The organism is Algoriphagus faecimaris, from assembly GCF_900101705.1.
Lineage (GTDB): Bacteria > Bacteroidota > Bacteroidia > Cytophagales > Cyclobacteriaceae > Algoriphagus > Algoriphagus faecimaris.
Map to the genome: position 1 here is coordinate 1 of NZ_FNAC01000031.1, position 20,665 is coordinate 20,665.

Annotated in this window: 16 protein-coding genes; 9 read left to right on the forward strand and 7 right to left on the reverse strand. The window is 40.5% G+C overall.

Features of this window, described 5'->3' with window-relative positions:
* Positions 1–226 precede the first annotated feature (226 nt).
* The 3 genes from BLQ57_RS14745 to BLQ57_RS14755 all read right to left on the reverse strand — a co-directional run bounded on the left by BLQ57_RS14745 (position 227) and on the right by BLQ57_RS14755 (position 2,225).
* The gene (locus BLQ57_RS14745) at positions 227–577 is read right to left on the reverse strand and encodes a helix-turn-helix domain-containing protein (RefSeq protein ID WP_087940322.1); all 351 of its coding nucleotides are present in this window, start codon (positions 575–577) and stop codon (positions 227–229) included.
* 2 nt (positions 578–579) lie between these two features.
* Positions 580–879: a type II toxin-antitoxin system HigB family toxin gene (locus BLQ57_RS14750; protein WP_087940321.1), complete on the reverse strand. Its 300-nt coding sequence runs from the start codon at positions 877–879 to the stop codon at positions 580–582.
* A gap of 182 nt (positions 880–1,061) precedes the next feature.
* Positions 1,062–2,225 (reverse strand): THUMP domain-containing class I SAM-dependent RNA methyltransferase, encoded by a 1,164-nt coding sequence (locus BLQ57_RS14755; protein WP_087940320.1) that lies wholly within the window; start codon positions 2,223–2,225, stop codon positions 1,062–1,064.
* A 165-nt stretch (positions 2,226–2,390) separates the two neighbouring features.
* Between BLQ57_RS14755 and BLQ57_RS14760 the strand changes: the two genes are divergently transcribed.
* Entirely contained in the window at positions 2,391–3,773 is a 1,383-nt protein-coding gene (locus BLQ57_RS14760) for a 3-keto-disaccharide hydrolase (protein WP_087940319.1), read from the forward strand.
* Positions 3,774–3,786: 13 nt separating this feature from the next.
* The gene (locus BLQ57_RS14765) at positions 3,787–5,136 is read left to right on the forward strand and encodes a Gfo/Idh/MocA family protein (protein WP_087940318.1); all 1,350 of its coding nucleotides are present in this window, start codon (positions 3,787–3,789) and stop codon (positions 5,134–5,136) included.
* Between the two features lie 36 nt (positions 5,137–5,172).
* On the opposite strand, the gene BLQ57_RS14770 is transcribed toward BLQ57_RS14765, so the two are convergent.
* Positions 5,173–6,195: a LacI family DNA-binding transcriptional regulator gene (locus tag BLQ57_RS14770; RefSeq protein WP_087940317.1), complete on the reverse strand. Its 1,023-nt coding sequence runs from the start codon at positions 6,193–6,195 to the stop codon at positions 5,173–5,175.
* Between the two features lie 172 nt (positions 6,196–6,367).
* On the opposite strand from BLQ57_RS14770, the gene uxaC reads away from it, so the two are divergent.
* The 7 genes from uxaC (at position 6,368) to fic (ending at position 16,443) form a co-directional block, all read left to right on the forward strand.
* Positions 6,368–7,813: a glucuronate isomerase gene (gene uxaC, locus BLQ57_RS14775; protein ID WP_087940316.1), complete on the forward strand. Its 1,446-nt coding sequence runs from the start codon at positions 6,368–6,370 to the stop codon at positions 7,811–7,813.
* Complete coding sequence (locus BLQ57_RS14780) at positions 7,810–8,628, forward strand: SDR family oxidoreductase (RefSeq protein WP_087940315.1); 819 nt, start codon at positions 7,810–7,812, stop codon at positions 8,626–8,628. The genes uxaC and BLQ57_RS14780 overlap by 4 nt, the downstream gene beginning before the upstream one ends.
* A gap of 29 nt (positions 8,629–8,657) precedes the next feature.
* Complete coding sequence (gene uxuA / locus BLQ57_RS14785; RefSeq protein WP_087940314.1) at positions 8,658–9,833, forward strand: mannonate dehydratase; 1,176 nt, start codon at positions 8,658–8,660, stop codon at positions 9,831–9,833.
* Positions 9,830–10,387: a sugar O-acetyltransferase gene (locus BLQ57_RS14790; protein ID WP_087940313.1), complete on the forward strand. Its 558-nt coding sequence runs from the start codon at positions 9,830–9,832 to the stop codon at positions 10,385–10,387. The genes uxuA and BLQ57_RS14790 overlap by 4 nt, the downstream gene beginning before the upstream one ends.
* A 115-nt stretch (positions 10,388–10,502) precedes the next feature.
* Complete coding sequence (locus BLQ57_RS14795; RefSeq protein ID WP_087940312.1) at positions 10,503–11,435, forward strand: UDP-glucuronic acid decarboxylase family protein; 933 nt, start codon at positions 10,503–10,505, stop codon at positions 11,433–11,435.
* Positions 11,436–11,760: 325 nt separating this feature from the next.
* A complete protein-coding gene (locus tag BLQ57_RS14800) occupies positions 11,761–15,417 on the forward strand; it encodes a DUF7149 domain-containing protein (RefSeq protein ID WP_087940311.1) in 3,657 nt (1,218 codons plus the stop codon).
* A 141-nt stretch (positions 15,418–15,558) separates the two neighbouring features.
* The gene (gene fic / locus BLQ57_RS21700; RefSeq protein ID WP_087940310.1) at positions 15,559–16,443 is read left to right on the forward strand and encodes a protein adenylyltransferase Fic; all 885 of its coding nucleotides are present in this window, start codon (positions 15,559–15,561) and stop codon (positions 16,441–16,443) included.
* 174 nt (positions 16,444–16,617) lie between these two features.
* Here fic and BLQ57_RS14810 read toward each other — a convergent pair whose 3' ends face one another.
* The 3 genes from BLQ57_RS14810 to BLQ57_RS14820 form a co-directional block, all read right to left on the reverse strand.
* Positions 16,618–18,297, reverse strand: coding sequence for an AMP-binding protein (locus BLQ57_RS14810; RefSeq protein WP_087940309.1), 1,680 nt, complete (start codon positions 18,295–18,297; stop codon positions 16,618–16,620).
* A gap of 70 nt (positions 18,298–18,367) precedes the next feature.
* Entirely contained in the window at positions 18,368–19,525 is a 1,158-nt protein-coding gene (locus BLQ57_RS14815; protein ID WP_087940308.1) for an acyl-CoA dehydrogenase family protein, read from the reverse strand.
* A 186-nt stretch (positions 19,526–19,711) separates the two neighbouring features.
* A complete protein-coding gene (locus tag BLQ57_RS14820; RefSeq protein ID WP_087940307.1) occupies positions 19,712–20,299 on the reverse strand; it encodes a hypothetical protein in 588 nt (195 codons plus the stop codon).
* Between the last annotated feature and the right edge of the window lie 366 nt (positions 20,300–20,665).

The following is a 20,665-nucleotide window of genomic DNA, read 5'->3' on the forward strand; positions in this document are numbered from 1 at the left end:
AACCATCCTCCAATTGGAGCAACTTGGTGAAAAGTCCCTCTGTAAACATCTTTTTGCTCAAAGGTAATCATTCCATTAAATTCAGGGTAGAACCTTAAAAAATTTGTTTAAAGACCAATTAGATAGCTTTTAATTCAATTTAGCGTTTTTCAGAAGATCCTAATTTAATTCACTCCGTTTTAGGAAGACTCGAAAATCCGTGTGTAGCAAATTCGAATTAAATGTATCAAGCTAATAGAATCTCTGCTGGAATTTTTAATCCTTTATATAATGACTTAATCATACCCAAAGTCAAACCTCTTTTTCTATTAAGAATCTCACTTACTCTACTCTGACTACCAAGGTATTTTACCATATCGGTTTTAGTCATTCCCATTTGTTCCATTCTAAACTTGATAGCATCAATCGGGTCAGGCGGAGTAATGGGATAGTTCTTCATCTCGTAGGACTCAATCAAGGTTACCAATAAATCTAGCTCATCACCTTCAGGTGAATCTTTTCTTGCTCCCCATAATTCTTCAACCCTGCTAAGAGCAGAATTATAATCTTCGTCTGTTTTAATTGGCCGAATATTCATAATCAAATCGTTTTTACATCAATTTTATCATATTGTTTATGCGTTCCTATGAATCTTATGAAAATCACTTGAAACTCATAGTCAATCGCAACAACTAACCTATAATCATTGCCTTTTATATTGAAAACTACTCTTCCCTCTCCGACGATACTTGCACTTTTAAATTGTTCTTTTAGCTCGTTTGAATTTTTCCACTGAGCTGCTTTAGCATCATGATACCAAGCCCTTAATGAGGCTTCAGAATCTGAGTATTCTGACTTTTCAAAGAACTCTTTTATGGTTCTGAAGGCAATAATTCTCATGATTCAAATATACAAAAAACAATCTATTTTTTCCCAAATTGGGATATTCTGTTTTCCTGCTTGTCTAGCAGCGCAGCAGAATGGGCTTGGCGTTGAAATTTACAAGAGCGATACAAAATTTTGAAAAAATTAAAACTCTCAAATTCATAAATACCGAAGATGGATAATTTTTTCAGTAAAACTTAATCCTCCCTTTTCCCCTGATAAAGTTCGTATTTCAATAATCGACAATCAATCGTTCCATTCCAAAATTCAATTCTCCGACTGGCTTTTAGGCCTACTTTTTTGGCGAGTTGCATATTTCCAGTAAAAATATAGCCGCGATAGCCAGCACATTTTTGCTTCATAAAATCCCCCATTCGCTTATAAATCTCCTCAAGCTCGGCTTCCTCACCTAGTCTCTCTCCGTATTCAGGATTAAAAATGATCACTCCACGGGGTTTTTCAGGAATAGGTGTTTCGGCAAAATCGCAGACTTCAAACTGAATCATATGATCCACTCCTGCGGTAGCCGCATTTTCCTGTGCAAAGGAAATCGCTTGCAAAGAGATATCAGAAGCAATGATTTTGAGTTCGGGAATCTCGGTGATTTTGTTTTTCAATTTGGTCACTTTAGCCTGATAAGCAGCTTCATCATAGCCCAAAATGGATTGAAAAGCATAGTGATCTCTAAAAAGCCCGGGGTATCTTTTGGTTGCCATCAATGCGGCTTCGATCGCCAAAGTCCCTGACCCACACATGGGGTTGATAAAAGGTACTCGGGTATTCCATTCTGTTGCATAGATCGTGGCTGCAGCCAAGTCCTCCATCATAGGAGCTTTGCCAGGAATTTTGCGATAGCCGTGCTTGGCGAGCGTATCTCCTGAAGTATTGATATAGACATTGGCGTGATTTTCTTTCCAAAAAATCTGAAAAACCAAACCATTAAAATCTGAACCAGAATCTGGTCTTCTGCCAAACTTATCCCGAAAACGATCTACGATAGCATCTTTTACTTTTACATTCACGATTAATGGTGTGGTTACCGATTCATTATCCACGACAGAATTAACCGAAAAATACCCATCCACATCCAAATAGTCCTCCCAAGGAATCGCCTTCATTCTACGATAGATATCATCCGCATGATGGAGATAAAATGATTTGATTTCGTAAAGCACATGGGAAGCCGTGCGGAGATGTAGGTTTAAATCCATACAATCCTCAAGAGAAGCCCTCAGCTCCACACCCGTTCGACTGACTGATTCAGGTACAAAGCCCAATTCGCGAACTTCCTTTTCCAAATACGATACCGAGCGATCCTTGCAAGTGACAAAGACTTTTTCCTTCTGATTAAAATCAAGCATGCACAAAAGTAGGGATTTCAGTTCAATCCTTATGGGCAAGCCTTAGCCACTATTCCAATATTTTTATGCGGAAACCCGCAAACGATTGCGTAATTTCAAGGAATGGCAATTTGTAGCAATCGCCTGAAATCTTGAATTTAGAAAACGAATTAGCATATTAAATCCATGAACAAACATTTCTTGAAATTTCTACCGGTACTTTTATTCCCTCTGATATTCGCCTGCTCCACGCCTGAGAGTAGCACTGATAATTGGAAAGAATTATTCAATGGTGAAGACCTCAGTGGTTGGAAAGCCGTGGCCGGCACTGCCGAATTTTCTATCGAAGACGGTGTGATCGTTGGAACGGCAGTAGCCGGATCTCCTAATACCTTTTTGATTACTGAGGAAAGCTTTGGTGATTTTATATTAGAACTTGAGCTAAAAGTAGAACATGAAACCTCCAACTCCGGCATCATGGCCCGCGGACAATATGATCCCCAAGCCAGAGACGGAAAGGGTTTGGTCTACGGCTATCAAGTAGAGGCAGACCCCACCGACAGAGGCTGGTCAGCAGGGATCTACGATGAAGCACGTAGAGGCTGGCTTTACCCTCTCGAACTTAATCCTAATGCCAAATCTGCTTTCAAAATCGGTGAATTCAATCAATACCGCATCGAAGTCATTGGCGATGAAATAAAAACCTGGCTCAATGGTCAGGAAGTAGCCTATGTAGTAGATGATACGGATAAAAGTGGATTCATCGGGCTACAAGTCCACAGCATTTCCAATCCAGAGGATGCCGGAAACAAAACTTACTTTCGAAATATCCGCATCAAAACCGAAAACCTAGACCCGAAGCCCTTTAATTCAACTGTTTTTGTGGTCAACAACCGACTCAATCAGCTCACTGATTATGAGCTTACTCAAGGCTGGAGATTACTTTTTAATGGCGAAAACGCAGAAGGCTGGGTAGGTGCTTATAAAGAGACTTTTCCAGATTTTGGCTGGTCGGTCAATGAAGGTGTTTTGACCATCGCTGCTTCAGGCGGAGGAGAATCCACCAATGCGGGAGATATTGTGACAGAAGAGCAGTTCTCAGCCTTCGATTTAGCGTTTGATTTCAAACTTAGTGAAGGAGCCAATAGTGGTGTGAAGTATTTTGTCACCCTTCAAGAGGAAAATACCGGTTCGGCTATAGGATTGGAATATCAGATTCTGGATGATGAAAATCACCCTGATGCCAAGATGGGAAGAGAAGGAAACCGGACTCTAGCTTCCCTTTATGACCTGATCAAAGCCGAAAAGCAAGATCGATTCTTAAAGCCAATCGGCGAATGGAACAAGGGAAGAATAGTCGTTCATCCAGACAATAAGGTGGAACATTACCTTAATGGAATCAAAGTGCTAGAATACACAAGAGGATCTCAAGACTACAGAGACCTGGTCGAAATCAGTAAGTATAAAGTTTGGGAAAACTTCGGAGAGGCACCTGAAGGGCATATCCTACTTCAAGATCATGGAGACGAAGTCAGCTTTAAAAATATCAAAATTAAAACCTTGAACTAACCACCCTAAAACCATGCATAACCAGAAAAGAAGAGATTTTATCAAAAAAAGCACGGCAGCCACCCTAGGCCTTTCAGCCTTTGGAGCAGTGGGTTTTTCAGCAAAATCTTATGGGAGAATCATCGGAGCAAATGATCGATTAAATGTTGCCATCGCAGGCTTAGGCAGAAGACTTGGTGCATTCTATGAGCCCATAGCTCTGCCATCTTCCAATGTCAACCTGCTTTATCTCTGCGATGTCATGCAGCGTCAGATGAATAATGCTGCTTCTAATTTTTCCAAGCATATTGACTATCAACCCAAGCTTGAAGGAAATATCATGAAAGTATTGGAGGACAAAGATTTGGATGTTCTCATCAATGCCACTCCGGATCATTGGCATGCGCCCGGCACTTGGTTAGCCATGGAGCGTGGAAAGCATGTGTATGTCGAAAAGCCCTGCTCGCATAATCCTCGAGAGGGAGAACTTCTCATTGCTTTGCAAAAGAAATACAACAAGGTCGTGCAGATGGGAAATCAACAGCGATCTGCGCCAGAAAGTCGAGAGATCATTACCGCTATTCATAATGGAGCTATTGGGAAGGCATATAAAGCTGTGGCCTTTTATTCTAATGCAAGAGGCGAAGTAGTCAACCCCTCTCCTGCCCCTGTGCCGGAAGGGTTGGATTGGGAACTATTTCAAGGACCAGCCCCCCGCAAACCTTATATGCATGACACTTGGGATTACAACTGGCACTGGTACGGTTGGGATTATGGGACCGCTGAAACAGGCAACAATGCCACCCATGAATTGGACGTAGCCCGATGGGCCCTGCAAGTGGATTATCCGGAACAGGTTTTTGTCGACGCAGCAAAGGAGCACTATCCTAATGACGGCTGGACCATGTATGACACCATGGAAGCAACCTTTAAGTTTAAAAACGGCTCGACGATCATTTGGGACGGCAAAAGCCGAAATGCCTACAATACCTATGGTTCAGATCGAGGAACCATCATTTTCGGTACCGAAGGAAGCGTTTTTGTCAATAGAAATGGCTACAAACACTATGACCGAGCTGCCAAATTGATTAAAGACAGTAGCTCTAGCGGTTCGGAAGCTGGTACAGCCCTAGGAGGCGGAGGAGATATGAGCACTACCCACGTGGTCAACTTCTTCAATGCTGTCAGAGGTAAAGAGAAACAAAACTCCAATATCGAAGAAGGAGCGGTCAGCACCTTGCTTTGCCATTTGGCAAATATCGGCTATAGAACCGGAGAGATACTGGAATGCGATTCCTCCTCAGGCCGAATTACCAATTCTAAAGAGGCCATGAAGCTATGGTCTAGGACCTATGAAAAAGGCTGGGAACCGCCGAAGGTTTAATTCTATAAAAGCCACTTCACTCAGAGGTGGCTTTTTTTATCGTACTAAAGTAGACTCACGAATTGTCAATTTGCTAGGTAAGGAAATCACCTCATTTGGCAAATCTGGCTGTCGGGGTTTAGTCAACTTTTTAATTAGGATTTTTGCACATTCTTGACCAATAGCCTCTGCAGGTTGTGTAATCGTGGTGAGTGATGGATTCAAAAGATTTGGAATGCTCATATTGGAAAAAGAAATCACTTTAAGGTCATCGGGAATAGACAAATCGGTCTTTTTAACGGCATGATAGGTAGATAGAGCTAACTTTTCCACCGAAGCCAAAATTCCATCCGGACGAGATTTAGAATTCAGCAGTTCGGTAATCAGTTGGATATTTTCCGCATCCTGATGACTACAGCAAATACTTAATCTCGACTCAGGTTCAATACCCGCATTTTTCAAAGCATCCAAATATCCTCGATGTCGTTCGCGGGTGATAGAAAGTTCCATGCTCAGCATCAAAAATGCGATACGTTTACAACCCTGCTGTAATAGATGTTTTGTTCCTTCAAAAGCACTTTCATAATCATTGGTGATAAATTTTGTAGTGGGGATCTCAGCACATACTCGATCAAAAAACAAAATCGGTAAACCACGCTCATAAAGATTTTTTAAATGGGAAATATCATTTGTTTGACTCGAAACAGACATTACAATAGCATCTGCTCTTCCATTTTGAAGAAGCGAAACAATTTTTTTCTCCTTTTCCACATCCTCATGGGTACTATAAACTAATAAATGATACCCATGCTCAGATGTGATAGATTCGATTCCATCTATGACTTGGGCAAAAAAATTATTGATACGCTCCGGAATAATAACTGCGATGGATTTGCTTTTGTTTTCTCGGAGGCTTCTGGCGAAAGGATTGGGTTGATAGTTGAGTTTCTCGGCCATTGAAATAACCTTTTTTTTAGTAGCCTCAGAAATTTCGTAACTATCATTCAAAGCTCTTGAAACGGTCGATGGGGCAAGTTTTAACCTTGCTGCCAGTTCTTTTAAGCTAATACCGTTCTTCATTTGGTTTTAGGGTTTATCGGCTAAAAATCAACAAAATCAGCTTCCAAATAAAATTGATTCGGATAAATGGTGTAAAATATTCGAAAACGATTTCGTATTTAAATGTAAGAAAACCTCTAATTCGAGGTAAATTCAAGGGTACAAAAAATTTAAATATCAGTACCTAAACTCCATGAATTCAGCAAATCAGCCCATGTCTTTTTTATTCGATGATTTCCTACTTCAATCTACCTACGCCAAAACCTTATATCATACCTACGCCAAAAATCTCCCGATCATCGATTATCATAATCACCTCCCTCCTGCTGAGGTAAATGGCAACCGGCAGTTTAAAAACCTGACAGAAGCTTGGCTTGCGGGCGATCATTACAAATGGCGGGCAATGCGCACGCTGGGAATTCCTGAGAAATACATCACCGGAGAGGCAGGCCCCGAAGAAAAATTTGAAAAGTGGGCTTATTCGGTCCCTTTTACGATTAGAAATCCCCTGTATCATTGGACCCACCTGGAGCTCAAGCGCTACTTTGACTTTGAGGAATTATTGTCAGAGAAAAATGCAGCAGAAGTTTATGCGCATTGCAATCAGCTACTTCAAACTCCTGATTTTAGTACCCTTGGACTCTTGGGAAAAATGAAAGTGGAAGTCATTTGCTCCACGGATGACCCCATCGATTCATTGGGTGATCATGTGGATTTTGCTCAGAAAGGAAATTCACTACAGCTCTACCCTGCCTTCAGACCGGATAAAGCTTACGCCATTGAAAACCCAGAATCTTACCTTTCTTATTTGGAAAAATTAGGGCAAGCGGCTAATCTCAAAATCGATTCTTTTGAAGATTTGCTTGCGGCACTTCAGGTTCGGATAGCTTATTTTCATCAAAGAGGCTGCCGACTTTCGGACCATGGTTTGGAGCAACTTTATTATTTTGAAGGTGAAGACTATCAAATCGAGGAGCTTTTTACCATGATCCGATTTGGAAAAAAACTGAGTGATTCAGAATCTCGATTTTTCAAATTCAAAACTCTACAGGCCCTTTGCCGCATGTATTTTGAGAAAGGTTGGGTGCAGCAATTTCACTTAGGTGCACTGCGCAACACCAATACTTATCAATTACGGCAGTTAGGTCCAGACACAGGATTTGACTCTATCGGGGATTTTGATCAGGCCAAAGCCCTTGCGGGATTTTTGAATTCTCTTGAGGAAAGCGAACAGCTCACTAAAACCATATTGTACAATCTAAATCCTCGGGACAATGCCATTTTTGCTACGATGATTGGTAACTTCAATGGAGGAGAGATCAAAGGCAAAATCCAATTCGGTTCGGGATGGTGGTATCTTGACCAAAAAGACGGCATGGAAGCACAAATCAATACCCTTTCCAATATGGGCTTGATTTCTTGTTTTATCGGGATGCTGACCGATTCGAGAAGTTTCCTATCTTTTCCAAGACATGAATATTTCCGAAGAATACTTTGCAATCTTTTCGGGCAGGATGTTCAAAATGGAATCCTCCCTTGGGATGAAAAATGGCTGGGAAAAATCATTTCAGACATTTGCTATCAGAATGCTTGCAATTATTTCGACTTTTCACCTAAAAACTTTGATTTAAAATCATGAAAACCAATCTATTTGACCTTACTGGCAAAAAAATCGTCTTTTCCGGTGCTACTGGAGTGCTGGGGCACACCATGAGTTTACATTTGGCAAAAGAAGGAGCTGAAATCATCATTTTGGGACGCACAGAGACAAAAATGACACAGCTGCTTTCAGAAATAGAAGTGGCTGGTGGTACAGGAAGCGGCTACCGCTGTGATGTAACGGATCCGATCAGCGTGCAGAATGCCGCCGAGAGAATTAAATCTGATTTTGGAACGGTAGATATATTGATCAATGCAGCAGGTGGCAATATGCCTGGGGCAGTGGTGACTCCCGATCAAAATTTTCTCGATTTGGATACCAACTCCCTTAAAAATGTCATCGATCTAAACTACATGGGAACGGTTTTACCGATCAAATTTATCCTTCCATTGATGCTTAAAAACAATAGAGGTAATATACTAAATATCAGCTCAATGGCAGCATCAAGACCTATGACAAGAGTAATGGGGTATGCATCTGCAAAAGCGGCGATTGACAACCTCACCAAGTGGCTGGCGATCGAACTCGCCTCCAAGCATGGACCCAACTTTCGTGTCAATGCACTAGCTCCTGGATTCTTCCTAACCGAACAAAACAAAACCCTTCTCACCAAATCCGATGGGGAATTGACAACGAGAGGTAATCAAATTATTTCCCATACGCCGATGAATCGATTTGGTGCTCCAGAAGATTTACTTGGCACCCTGCAATGGCTTTGCTCCGATGCATCTGCCTTTGTAACAGGATCAGTCATTCCGGTAGATGGAGGATTCAGCGCCTACTCAGGCGTTTAAAAAATTATTCAACCCAAAAAACATAACCTATGGCTTATAAAATGGAACAAACCATGCGCTGGTATGGTCCAGGTGACCCAGTTAGTTTGAGCGATATCAGACAAGCTGGGGCAACTGGCATTGTCACTGCCCTTCATCACATTCCCAATGGAGATATCTGGACTCGGGAGGAGATTCAGCTTCGCAAAAAAACCATTGAAGATGCCGGCTTAACTTGGTCCGTGGTCGAATCTGTGCCCGTTCATGAGCAGATCAAAACGAGATCGGGTAATTTCGAAAAACTCATTGCCAATTATCAGCAAACCCTCCGAAATCTAGCTGCTGAAGGGATTTTTACGGTTTGTTACAACTTTATGCCTGTCCTGGACTGGACCCGAACAGACCTTTTCAAAGAACTACCTAACGGTGCAAAAGCGCTTTTTTACGAAAAGAAGGCCGTTCAGGCTTTTGATCTTTTTATCTTGAAAAGGCCTGCTTCTTTGGAAGAATATTCCAAAGAAGAGATAGCCGAAGTAAAAAAATACTATGAGGCGCTAAGCTCAGAAAAACATCAATTGATCATTGATAATATTTTAAAAGGACTGCCGGGTTCGGAGATTGGCTATACTTTGGATGAATTTCGGGCTATGCTTCAAACCTACGATGGCATCGACGCTCAAAAACTTCAGGCGCATCTGCGCCTATTCTTGGATGCAATCGTGCCAGTAGCTGAGGAAGTGGGAGTCTACATGACCATACATCCGGACGATCCACCATTTTCCCTTTACGGCTTGCCAAGAGTGGTCTCCACGGCAGCAGACGTACGTAGAATCATCCAAGATAATCCCAGTCCGCATAATGGACTTTGCTTTTGCACGGGAAGTTATGGAGTAAGGCCTGATAATGATTTGCCTGCCATGGTTGCCGAATTTGGCGATCACATCAATTTTATCCATCTCCGAAGTACCAAGCGGGATGAAGCCGGCAACTTTTTTGAAGACAATCACTTAGAGGGAGATGTTCCTATGGTAGCCGTCATCGAGGAAATTCTAAACGTCCAAGAAAAGCGAGGCAAATGCATCCCCATGCGCCCTGACCATGGCCATCAGATGCTGGATGATTTACAGAAGAAGACCAATCCAGGATACTCAGCGATTGGAAGGCTCAAAGGTCTTGCTGAAATCCGAGGTGTGGAGGAAGCTTTACTTTATACTAGAAAAAAATGACGGAAAAAGAGAAAATGCTTGCAGGTCAGCTTTATCAGGCTAGTGACCCTGAACTACTCGAGGAGCGGCTAAGAGCAAGAAAATTACTCCACAAGTTAAATCACTCAGACCCTGAGGACATGAGCTTTCGAAAGGAAATTCTGAATGCGCTTTTTGGAAAAGTGGGAGCTAATTTTTGGGTCGAGCCTCCATTTTTCTGTGATTATGGTTCCAATATCAGCGTAGGCGATGATGTATTTTTCAACTTCAACTGTGTGATTTTGGATGTGGTCAGCGTTAGCTTTGGCGATCGGGTATTGGTGGCACCCAATGTGCAATTTTATCCGGCGACCCACCCCATTGATTCCAAAACGCGGGGTGAACTTTGGGAATACGGAAAAGAAATACAGGTGGGTTCGGATGTTTGGATAGGTGGTGGAAGCATCATTTGCCCCGGAGTAAAAATTGGAAATCGCTCTATCATCGGTGCAGGATCTGTCGTGACCAAAGATGTCCCTGAAGGCGTAATAGTAGCTGGAAATCCTGCAAGAGTGATTCGGGAGCTCGAAAAGTAAACTGAATCGCCGATCAACATCTACGATTAATCAATCAAATCTCATTTTTAAAATTTGATTTCGAAGACATTTACTTATTTTTGATCGATTTGATTTGAAACCCTTTTAGAAAGAAATGAAAAGAATTTTAGTAAGTGGAGGTGGTGGATTTTTAGGAAGTCACCTTTGCGACAGATTACTCAAAGAAGGAAATGAGGTCCTTTGTGTGGATAATTTTTTCACAGGAAATCGCAGAAATATCCATCACCTATTGGACAATAAGAACTTCGAATTGCTTCGACACGATGTCACCCATCCGCTTTTCGTGGAAGTTGATGAAATTTATAACTTGGCTTGCCCTGCCTCTCCTATTCATTATCAGTTCGATCCCGTTCAGACCACCAAAACTTCGGTAATTGGAGCCATGAACATGCTCGGCTTGGCCAAGCGACTCAAGATCAAAATTCTTCAAGCGTCTACTTCAGAGGTCTATGGAGACCCAGAAATTCATCCGCAGCCGGAATCTTACCGGGGAAATGTCAATCCCATTGGGCCTCGAGCTTGCTACGATGAAGGCAAAAGATGTGCAGAAACTTTGTTTTTTGACTACCACCGTCAGCACAAAGTTGATATCAAGGTGATGCGAATTTTCAACACCTACGGACCGAGAATGCATCCCAATGATGGACGTGTGGTCAGTAATTTTATCGTACAGGCATTGAAAGGCGAGGACATCACGATCTATGGAGATGGCAAGCAGACTCGATCCTTCTGCTACGTAGATGATAACATCGAAGGCATGTATCGCCTGATGAATTCCAGAGATGGATTTACCGGGCCGGTTAATATTGGAAATCCGGGAGAATTCACCATGCTTGAATTGGCAGAGCTTGTGATAGAATTAACCAACTCAAAAAGTAAACTAGTTTTCTTACCCCTACCTCAAGACGATCCCATGCAGCGAAAGCCGATTATTGATTTGGCCAAAAAAGAATTGGGATGGGAACCCACAGTGCCCCTTAGAGAAGGACTGGTTAAGACGATTGAATATTTTGAGGGGGTGATTTAAGAAACCCTCCAAAAACCAAAAAGCCCGAGAAGATTTGATTTTTCTCGGGCTTTTTTAATGTTTTTTTCAAAGTAATTGCTCACCATTTAAACGGGAGGATTTGAAAATATCATTGAATAACACAATCAATCAACCGTTTAAAATATCACCAAATATTACAAACATGGGCCTTTATTGGTCAAATATATTGATTCAATAAGCATTTTTTTTGCTTGGACTGATAAGGAAAATGAATTTAAAAAACTAAATTAACAGATAGAAAATAAGGAAATGACGTAAATAGAATTTGCTTGGAGAACGCAAATTTTGATAAGATTTTTAATCAATGAGTGAACAAATAAAAAGACTGAAACCGAGAAAGGCGCTGAATAAAGCCTTTCTGAAAGTAAAACCCAACAGGACTGAAATCGAAGGTTTCAAGGCGAATCTTATCCAATTACTTGACCGAACCAATGACACGGAGTCTGAAGAGTTTCATAAAAACCTTGTTATTGATTTTCTCAAAAAGACCTATTATGACCCAAATCATTTCATCAATACCAAAGGAAGAAACGATTTGGTCATTCACAATGGGGACAAGGCAAAAAGCACAGTTGGTGTAATCATCGAGGCCAAGAAACCGACCAATAGGACAGAAATGATCTCATCTGACAAGCTGAATGCAAAGGCTTTTCAGGAATTGGTACTTTACTACTTGCGAGAGAGAATCACACAAAACAACCTTGAAACTAAGCATTTGATTATTACAAATATCAATGAATGGTTCATTTTTGACGCTAACACTTTCGACAGACTTTTCGCCCAAAACAAGAAACTCGTCAAGCAATTTCAGGACTTTGAAGGTGGTAGATTGGCAGAAACCAGAACTGACTTTTTCTACAAGCAAATTGCCGAGCCTTTTATTGCAGACATCAAATCCGAGATTGAGTTTACCTACTTCAATTTGCAGGACTATCAAAAGCCTTTGCGAAATGAAGACAAAGCAGATGACACCAAACTTATTGCGCTTTTCAAACTCTTATCCCCTGAACATCTTTTAAAACTTCCATTCACGAATGACAGCAATAGCCTTGACAAACGATTTTACAGTGAATTGCTGCATATCATTGGTTTGACGGAAATAAAGGATGGCAGTAAGAAACTTATTCAGCGGAACAAGGCAGGCGAACGACACACCGGAACTCTCCTAGAGGATGCTATTATTCAATTGGACAGTTTGGACAAACTGAGTCGTTTAGAAAAGCCAAGCCAATTTGGAAAAGACCAGCAAGAAAGACTTTTCAATGTGGCACTTGAGCTTTCAATCACCTGGATCAATAGAATTCTTTTTCTGAAATTATTGGAAGCACAACTGATCACTTATCATAAGGGAGATAAGTCTTATTCGTTTCTGAATCTTGATAAAATCAAAAACTATGATGATCTGAATAGCTTGTTTTTTCAGGTTTTGGCAAGAAAACATGAGGAGCGTAACGAAGATGTTATCAAGGCTTTTGAGAAAGTCCCTTATCTGAACTCCTCGCTCTTTGAACCTACTGAAATTGAGCAGGATACTCTTTTTATCAGTAATCTTCGAGACGACAAGTCAATTCCGATTATTTCGTCAACCGTTCTGAAAGATCAGAATGGGAAAAAGCGAACAGGAAGACTGAATACCCTGGAGTATCTGTTTGAGTTCCTGAATGCTTATGATTTCAGCAGCGAAGGCTCAGAAGAAATTCAAGAAGAAAACAAATCTCTGATTAACGCTTCGGTTCTTGGCTTGATCTTCGAGAAGATTAACGGTTACAAAGACGGTTCATTCTTTACTCCTGGCTTCATTACCATGTACATGTGTCGTGAGACCATTCGCAAAGCCGTAGTTCAGAAATTCAACGAAACCAAAAATTGGAAATGCCAAGATCTTGAAGAGCTCTATGATCAGATTGAAGACCGGCAAGAGGCCAATGAGATTGTAAACAGCTTAAAAATTTGTGATCCTGCCGTGGGGTCCGGTCACTTTTTGGTTTCGGCACTCAATGAAATGATTGCCGTCAAAAACGACTTGAATATTCTACAAGACCGAAACGGTAGACGGTTGAAGGAATACCAGGTAGAAGTAGTCAATGATGAACTTATCATCACAGACGAGGAAGGAGAACTTTTCGACTACAATCCAAACAACAAGGAGAGTCAACGCATTCAAGAAACACTTTTTCACGAAAAGCAAACTATCATTGAAAACTGCCTTTTCGGAGTGGATATCAACCCAAATTCCGTCAAGATTTGCCGTTTGCGTTTATGGATTGAGTTGCTAAAAAATGCTTACTATAAAAACTCTACTGAACTCGAAACACTGCCAAACATTGACATCAACATCAAATGTGGTAATTCTTTGGTAAGCCGATTTGCCATCGATGCAGATTTGAAGCAGGCCCTGAAAAAAAGCAAGTGGTCTATAGACAGCTATCGGGTGGCGGTGGATACCTATAGAAACGCTCAAAATAAAGAGCAAAAAAGAGAAATGGAGAAGTTGATTGCTGATATCAAATCAGATTTCAGGAGTGAAATTTCCAATAATGATCCTAAACTTAAGCGAAAAGCCAAGCTAAGTGGAGAACTCTATAATCTTACGATGCAGACAGGGCTATTCGATGAATCCGCCAAAGAAAAAAGAGATCGGAAAAAGCGAATAGAAAAACTGGAAGTAGAACTCGAAAAGCTCAGCACCGAAATCGAAGAAATAAAAGCCAATAAAATTTTTGAAAATGCTTTTGAATGGCGTTTTGAATTTCCAGAAGTGCTCAATGATGAAGGTGATTTTGTGGGATTTGATGTGGTGATTGGAAATCCGCCTTGGGGTGCTTCATTAACAAAAGAACAAAAAAAGTACTTTAAGGCAAAGTATGATGAAATTGATAGTTCAACACCAAATACATATGCATATTTTATAGGTCTTTCTTTTCAAATTAGTCGCTCATTAATTACACAGATTTTGCCGGATAGTATTTTAGTTAAAGACTTCGAAAAAACAAGAATGCTCTGTTCTAAAAGTCTTTATAAACTGTCTTGGTATCAAAATACCGCAATACCAGATATTGTTAGACCCTTTTTAGATGTAGAGCATGATGTCTGTACTTTATTTATTGATAAAACATCTAATACTGAAGTTTGCAATATTTATACAAGATTTTACAGAAACTCAAAAGTAATTGAAAATAATGAACTTATAACAAAGGAAAACTTTATTTTAAAAGAATATGATTATACTTACAATATTCTTTTGAGCTCAGCTCATATAGCAATTCTTAATAAGCTAAGGTCTTTTCATACTTTAAATGAATTCCTCCAATGTCATGAAGGTATACATTCAGGTAATATTAGAGAAAAGCTATTCAAAAAAGAAAAAGTTTCAAGAAATGAAAAACCCATGTTTCTTGGGGGTAGAGCGGGCGATAAAATTGAGAATTATATTTCTTACAGGTCGGGGTGGTTTGTTGATTATAGAGAAAGTATAATTGATAAATCAAATGGAGAGTATGCCTCTTTGAGAGATGAAAACATCTTTAGTCAACCGAAAATCTATTTAACAAGAACAGGCAATCCATTTAAAGCTTTTATTGATGAAGCAAATTATGCTTCAAACAATTTCTTCTCTATTCAATTCAAAAATTATAATCAAAATAGTTATTTTAGTCTATTACCAATATTAGGGTTGCTTAACTCAAAATTTGCAAATTACTATATTCGAAAAATTATTGCTCCTTCACTAGGAAATACATTTGTAGAAACGAAAATAATTCATTTGCTTAAATTACCTTTCAATCCAATTCTGATTAAAGATGAAAAATTAATTCAATCCATAATTAATATAATTGAAGTCAAAAAACAAGACCTAACAGCAGATACTAAGACCCTTGAAAAAGAAATAGACCAATTAGTTTACCAACTTTATGGACTCACCGAAGAGGAAATAGAGATAATTGAAAATAGCGGAAAATGAGCATAGCTAGTATCGCTAGATAAAATAGTCACCATTAACTGAGAAGTAAACGGGTTGAGAAAATTGATCCTATTAAAGCTGGCTTGTTACAGTAAGGATAATAGCAGCAAAAGATGACCCGGTACATCAGAGAATAGAAAAATGAAAGAGCCACAAAAAATATCCATCCGTTTTTTTGATGACCGTGAGGTGCGTGCCTTGTGGGACGAGCAAAACGCCAAATGGTGGTTTTCGGTTTTGGATATTGTGGCAGTGCTTACCGATCAGGACGATTACACCAAAACCCGGAACTACTGGAAATACCTAAAAGCCAAACTAAAGAAAGAGGGTAGTCAGTTGGTTAGTGCCACTACCCAACTGAAGTTAACTGCCGCAGATGGAAAAAAATACAAGTCAGATATGCTGGACTACAAAGGCATTATAGCCTTAGGAAAAACATTTCCAAGTACAAAAGCCAATCGATTTATTGAATGGTTTACCTACAGCGACGAAAGCATAGACGGAAAAAGTAAAAAGAAGGCTTATGCGCTTTTTGACAGTTCGTTTCTTGAGCATATAGAAATAGGAACTTCTAAAGGATTGCAGCAGATTCATGCCTACTTGTTTGGTGGCTTATATGATTTTACCGGGCAAATCAGACAAAAAAATATATCCAAAGGAGGTTTTCAATTTGCTTTAGCTCGGTTTCTTGATTCCACATTAAAGCATATAGACTCGATGCCTGAAAACTCGTTTGACGAAATTGCTGAAAAATATGTGGAGATGAATATTGCTCATCCCTTCTTGGAAGGCAATGGGAGAAGTGCTCGCATTTGGCTGGATTTGATATTGAAGAAGCGTCTAAAAAAATGCGTCGACTGGAGTAAAATTGGTAAATCTGAATACATGCAAGCCATGGTGAAAAGTGTCACAGACAGTACCGCTATAAAAGGACTACTGGAGAAAGCCCTTACCAGCAAAATTGATAGTAGAGAGATGTTTATGAAAGGAATTGACTACTCCTACTATTATGAGGAAAATGAATGATTTCAAAAAGGATAGGTATTGAATTAACCCTCCAAAACCAAAAAGCCCGAGAAGATTTGATTTTTCTCGGGCTTTTTCCCGACTTCGGTCTCCCGTCTCCCGTCTTCGGTCTTCCGTCTCCTGCACTGTAAAATGAGTTTTGTCGACAGAATTCCAGATAATCACATTATTTTCTTACTGCACTTTCTCCTGATGGGCTTCTTTGATTTTTCGGCGAAGGATTTTTCCCACATTGGACTTGGGAAGTTCCTCAGTAAAATGTACTTCCTTAGGTACTTTGTAATTGGTCAGGGACTCATGACAGTGAGCAATGATCTTTTCAGCTGTTACTGAATTCTCATTTTTTACTACATAGGCAACTACCCTTTCGGTAGATTTAGGATCGGGTATTCCGATCACGCCTACTTCTAAGACACCCGGAAAGGATGCAATCACATCCTCTACTTCATTAGGGTAAACATTAAACCCAGAGACCAAAATCATTTCTTTCTTCCGGTCTACGATTTTCACAAAACCATCCTCATCCATTACCCCTATATCTCCACTCTTAAACCAATCCCCAACCATCACAATTTCTGTCTCCTCAGGACGTCTCCAGTAGCCTTTCATGACTTGTGGGCCTTTGATCAAGACTTCGCCTCGATCTCCAATAGGTATAGCTTTTCCCTCATCATCGGCAATCATCACTTCGGTATTGGGAAGTGGCACCCCAATGGTACCGATTCGCTCGGTTCCGTCAATGGGATTACAGGTGGCTACCGGGGAAGTTTCGGTCAGTCCGTAGCCTTCTGCCAAAGGAACTCCAGTTACTTTCTTCCATTTTTCTGCTGTGGCTTTTTGAACGGCCATTCCCCCTCCTACAGCTATCTTCAATCCGCTAAAATCGAGCTGCAGAAATTTCTCCTGATTGAGCAATCCATTAAATAGCGTATTCACTCCTGTAAAGACCGTAAACTGATGCTTTGCTAAATCTTTGATAAAAGCATTCATATCCCTAGGATTAGTAATCAATAGGTTATGTGCGCCAATTTTTAGCATAGCTAGACAGTTGACTGTCAAGGCAAAAATGTGATAAAGTGGCAAAGCAGTGACTACGATTTCCTCCCGCTCCTTAAGTTTGGGCTTCATCCAAGCAGAAATCTGCTGCATATTGGCTACAATATTTCCATGAGTCAATTCGGCACCTTTGGATACTCCTGTAGTCCCTCCTGTATACTGCAAAAAAGCCGTGTCCTCTAAGGACAGTGTAGCTGGAGAAAATGAATGCGAAGCCCCTTGGGATAAGGCTGATTTTAGGCTAATTACTCCAGGGATGGAATACGCAGGCACCATCTTTTTGATGTACTTGACCACCAAATTGACAATCGTGCCTTTCAGGCCACCCAAAAGATCTCCCAATTCGGTGACTATAATATGCTTTGCTCCGATGTGGGAACGGATCTTTTCAAGGTTATGAGCAAAATTGGCCACAATCACGATCACATCCGCCTCTGCATCATTAAACTGATGCTTCATCTCAGCAGGTGTGTAGAGGGGATTAGTATTCACAACTACCATTCCTGCTCGCAGCGCTCCAAACATTACCACAGGATACTGCAAAATATTCGGCATCTGTATCGCTATTCGGCTTCCCTTTTCCAATCGGAGCACCTGAGTCAAATAAGCTGCAAAATGTCCACTCAATCGATCCAAATCATGGAAGGAAAGGGTCTTCCCCATACATTCGTAGGACACTGAGTCCCCATACTTTCGGACACTTTCTTCAAAAAGTTCCGAAATACTGGAATAGGCCTTTACATCTACTGATTTATCAACTGAGGCAGGGTAGTGCTGTAACCAAGAGAATTCATTCATACATCAATTATTTTGGGTGGATTGCTATTTTAAATAATTCGGACAAATAATGTTTACTCGAAGCCCAATTTTATTTTAAAATTTTCCTAGCAATCAGTTCTTTCATGATTTCATTGGTTCCTGCATAGATCCGCTGTACTCGTGCATCGGCATAAGCTCTAGCCACTCCATACTCCCACATGTAGCCATACCCCCCATGAAGTTGGACGCATTCATCGGCCACCTTGCACTGCAGCTCGGTCATGTTGTACTTGGCCGCAGAAGCCATGGCAGGATCTAGTTTTTTCTCATTGTGAAGCATCACTAGCTGATCGCAGTAAATCCTACCCTGCTCCAATGCAGCAGTCATCTCCGCAAGCTTGAAACGGGTATTTTGAAATTCTGAAAGACTTTTACTGAAAGCCTTACGCTCTTTCACATAAGTCACCGTCTCATCCAGCATGTACTCTCCCAAGGCTACTGCTGCTAGGGCTACAACAAGCCTCTCTTGTGCCAATTCGGTCATTAAATATTTAAAGCCATCCCCTTCTTTTCCCAGTAGGTTTTCTTTTGGAACTTTCACATCCTCAAAAAAGAGCTCGCAGGTGTCTTGGGCATGAAGACCTACTTTTTCGAAGGGCTTTCCTTTAGAAAAACCAGGCATCTCTCTATCAATCAAAACTAAACTGATACCTTTTGCCCCTTTTGATGGATCGGTTTTCACCGCCACTACGACTACATCAGATAGGTAACCATTGGTGATAAAGGTCTTGGAACCGTTGATCAAGTAGTGATCTCCTTTGTCTTCGGCACTGGTTCTCATTCCCTGCAAATCCGAACCCGCACCGGGTTCAGTCATTGCTACTGCACCTATGTATTCGCCGGAGACCATCTTAGGAACATATTTTTTCTTAGCCTCTTCCGTAGCATAATGCAAAATATATGGCAGAACAATATCGCTATGAAGCGGATAACCAATCGCAGGGCCGGAGCACCCACTGAGTCCCAATTCTTCGATCAATATGGCATTGTATCGAAAATCCTGAATATTCATTCCTCCCAATTCTTCTGGGGCCTGTATTCCTAAAAATCCATTTTCTCCTAGCTTGAGCCAAGATTCTCGGGAGACCATTTTCTGCTTTTCCCATTCGTCATTGAAGGGGGTAATCTCTTTTGCGATAAAATCGCGAACACTTTGGCGGAAAAGATCATGCTCTTCCGTAAACATCATTCGTGGTAGTCCAAACATTTGGGTTTATACTTTATTGGTTTATCCTTCAAAAATAAAGATTTCAGTCGTTTTCCTTCTTATAAATGAGATTAGATTCATCGAACGGTCAAATCCAATTGGCAATGGGTTCAAACTTGAAATGAACAACACAAAAAAGTCCCTGATCGAAATCAGGGACTTTTGAATGTAGCTTCTTAAATGCGATTAGAAATATAGCTTCTTGCTTCTTCCTTTGGCATCCTTCAATTCGAAATAAACATCCTCAGGCGATATACCTCTTAGTTTGTAATTCTTTCTAAAGCCTTCCTTCTGAGATACATATTCAGAAAAAATGGTTTTATCATTCAAATTGTGCTTAAGGCTTACTTCTACCCCAGGCTCTTCAAGTCCGATGACTGATAAATTAAGCGTCTGCTGATCGACCACTTTTCCATATGCCATCAAAGGCAAGTTTTCTGCAGCAATACGTTTTTCGAAAGTAGCTACATCATAGACGACCTCTTCTTCATCTGTAGTGATTTTGACCTGATAAGCACCACAAGGCATATCATTCAAATCGTAAGGAAGGATCATTTGCTGATCAGTGACCGTTACTTTTTTGGTGTGGAGGATTTTGCCCTCCTTGTCCATTAAGACTACTTTTACTTTTCCCACTCCCTCTTTCAGTAGGACATTTACTTTTTTAAATTTTGCCTTGACCTCTGAGTTGGCAGCCAAGTCCTCAGCAAAAGAAGAGCTGAATAATCCGGTCGATAAAAGACCTGCAAGTGCGAATGTGAATAGCGTTTTCATAATTTTGTTGGTTTAGTATTGTTATGCCAGTCTAATTGCGAAGGATATACCAATTCAAAATCATGAGTCACTCTCATCAAACTAGGAAATCAAATTTTTTTGTAAATTTTAAGGGATTGTTAAAATTATATTTTGGACAAACCGACAATAATTCATGAAACCTGTATAAAAATTGGTCAATAGCCTGTCCAATTGTATCAAAAACGTACAGATTTAAGGAAAAAGAATTCCTCCTTAGGTTGCATTAAGTTGGGTTTATTAATGAAATTTAATTTGAATATTTTTTAAAAATTTGGAAGAGTCCTAGACCTTACAAAAAAACCTGTACGCTTTTGTACAGGTCTTGTCCGTTCCAACACAATTCCC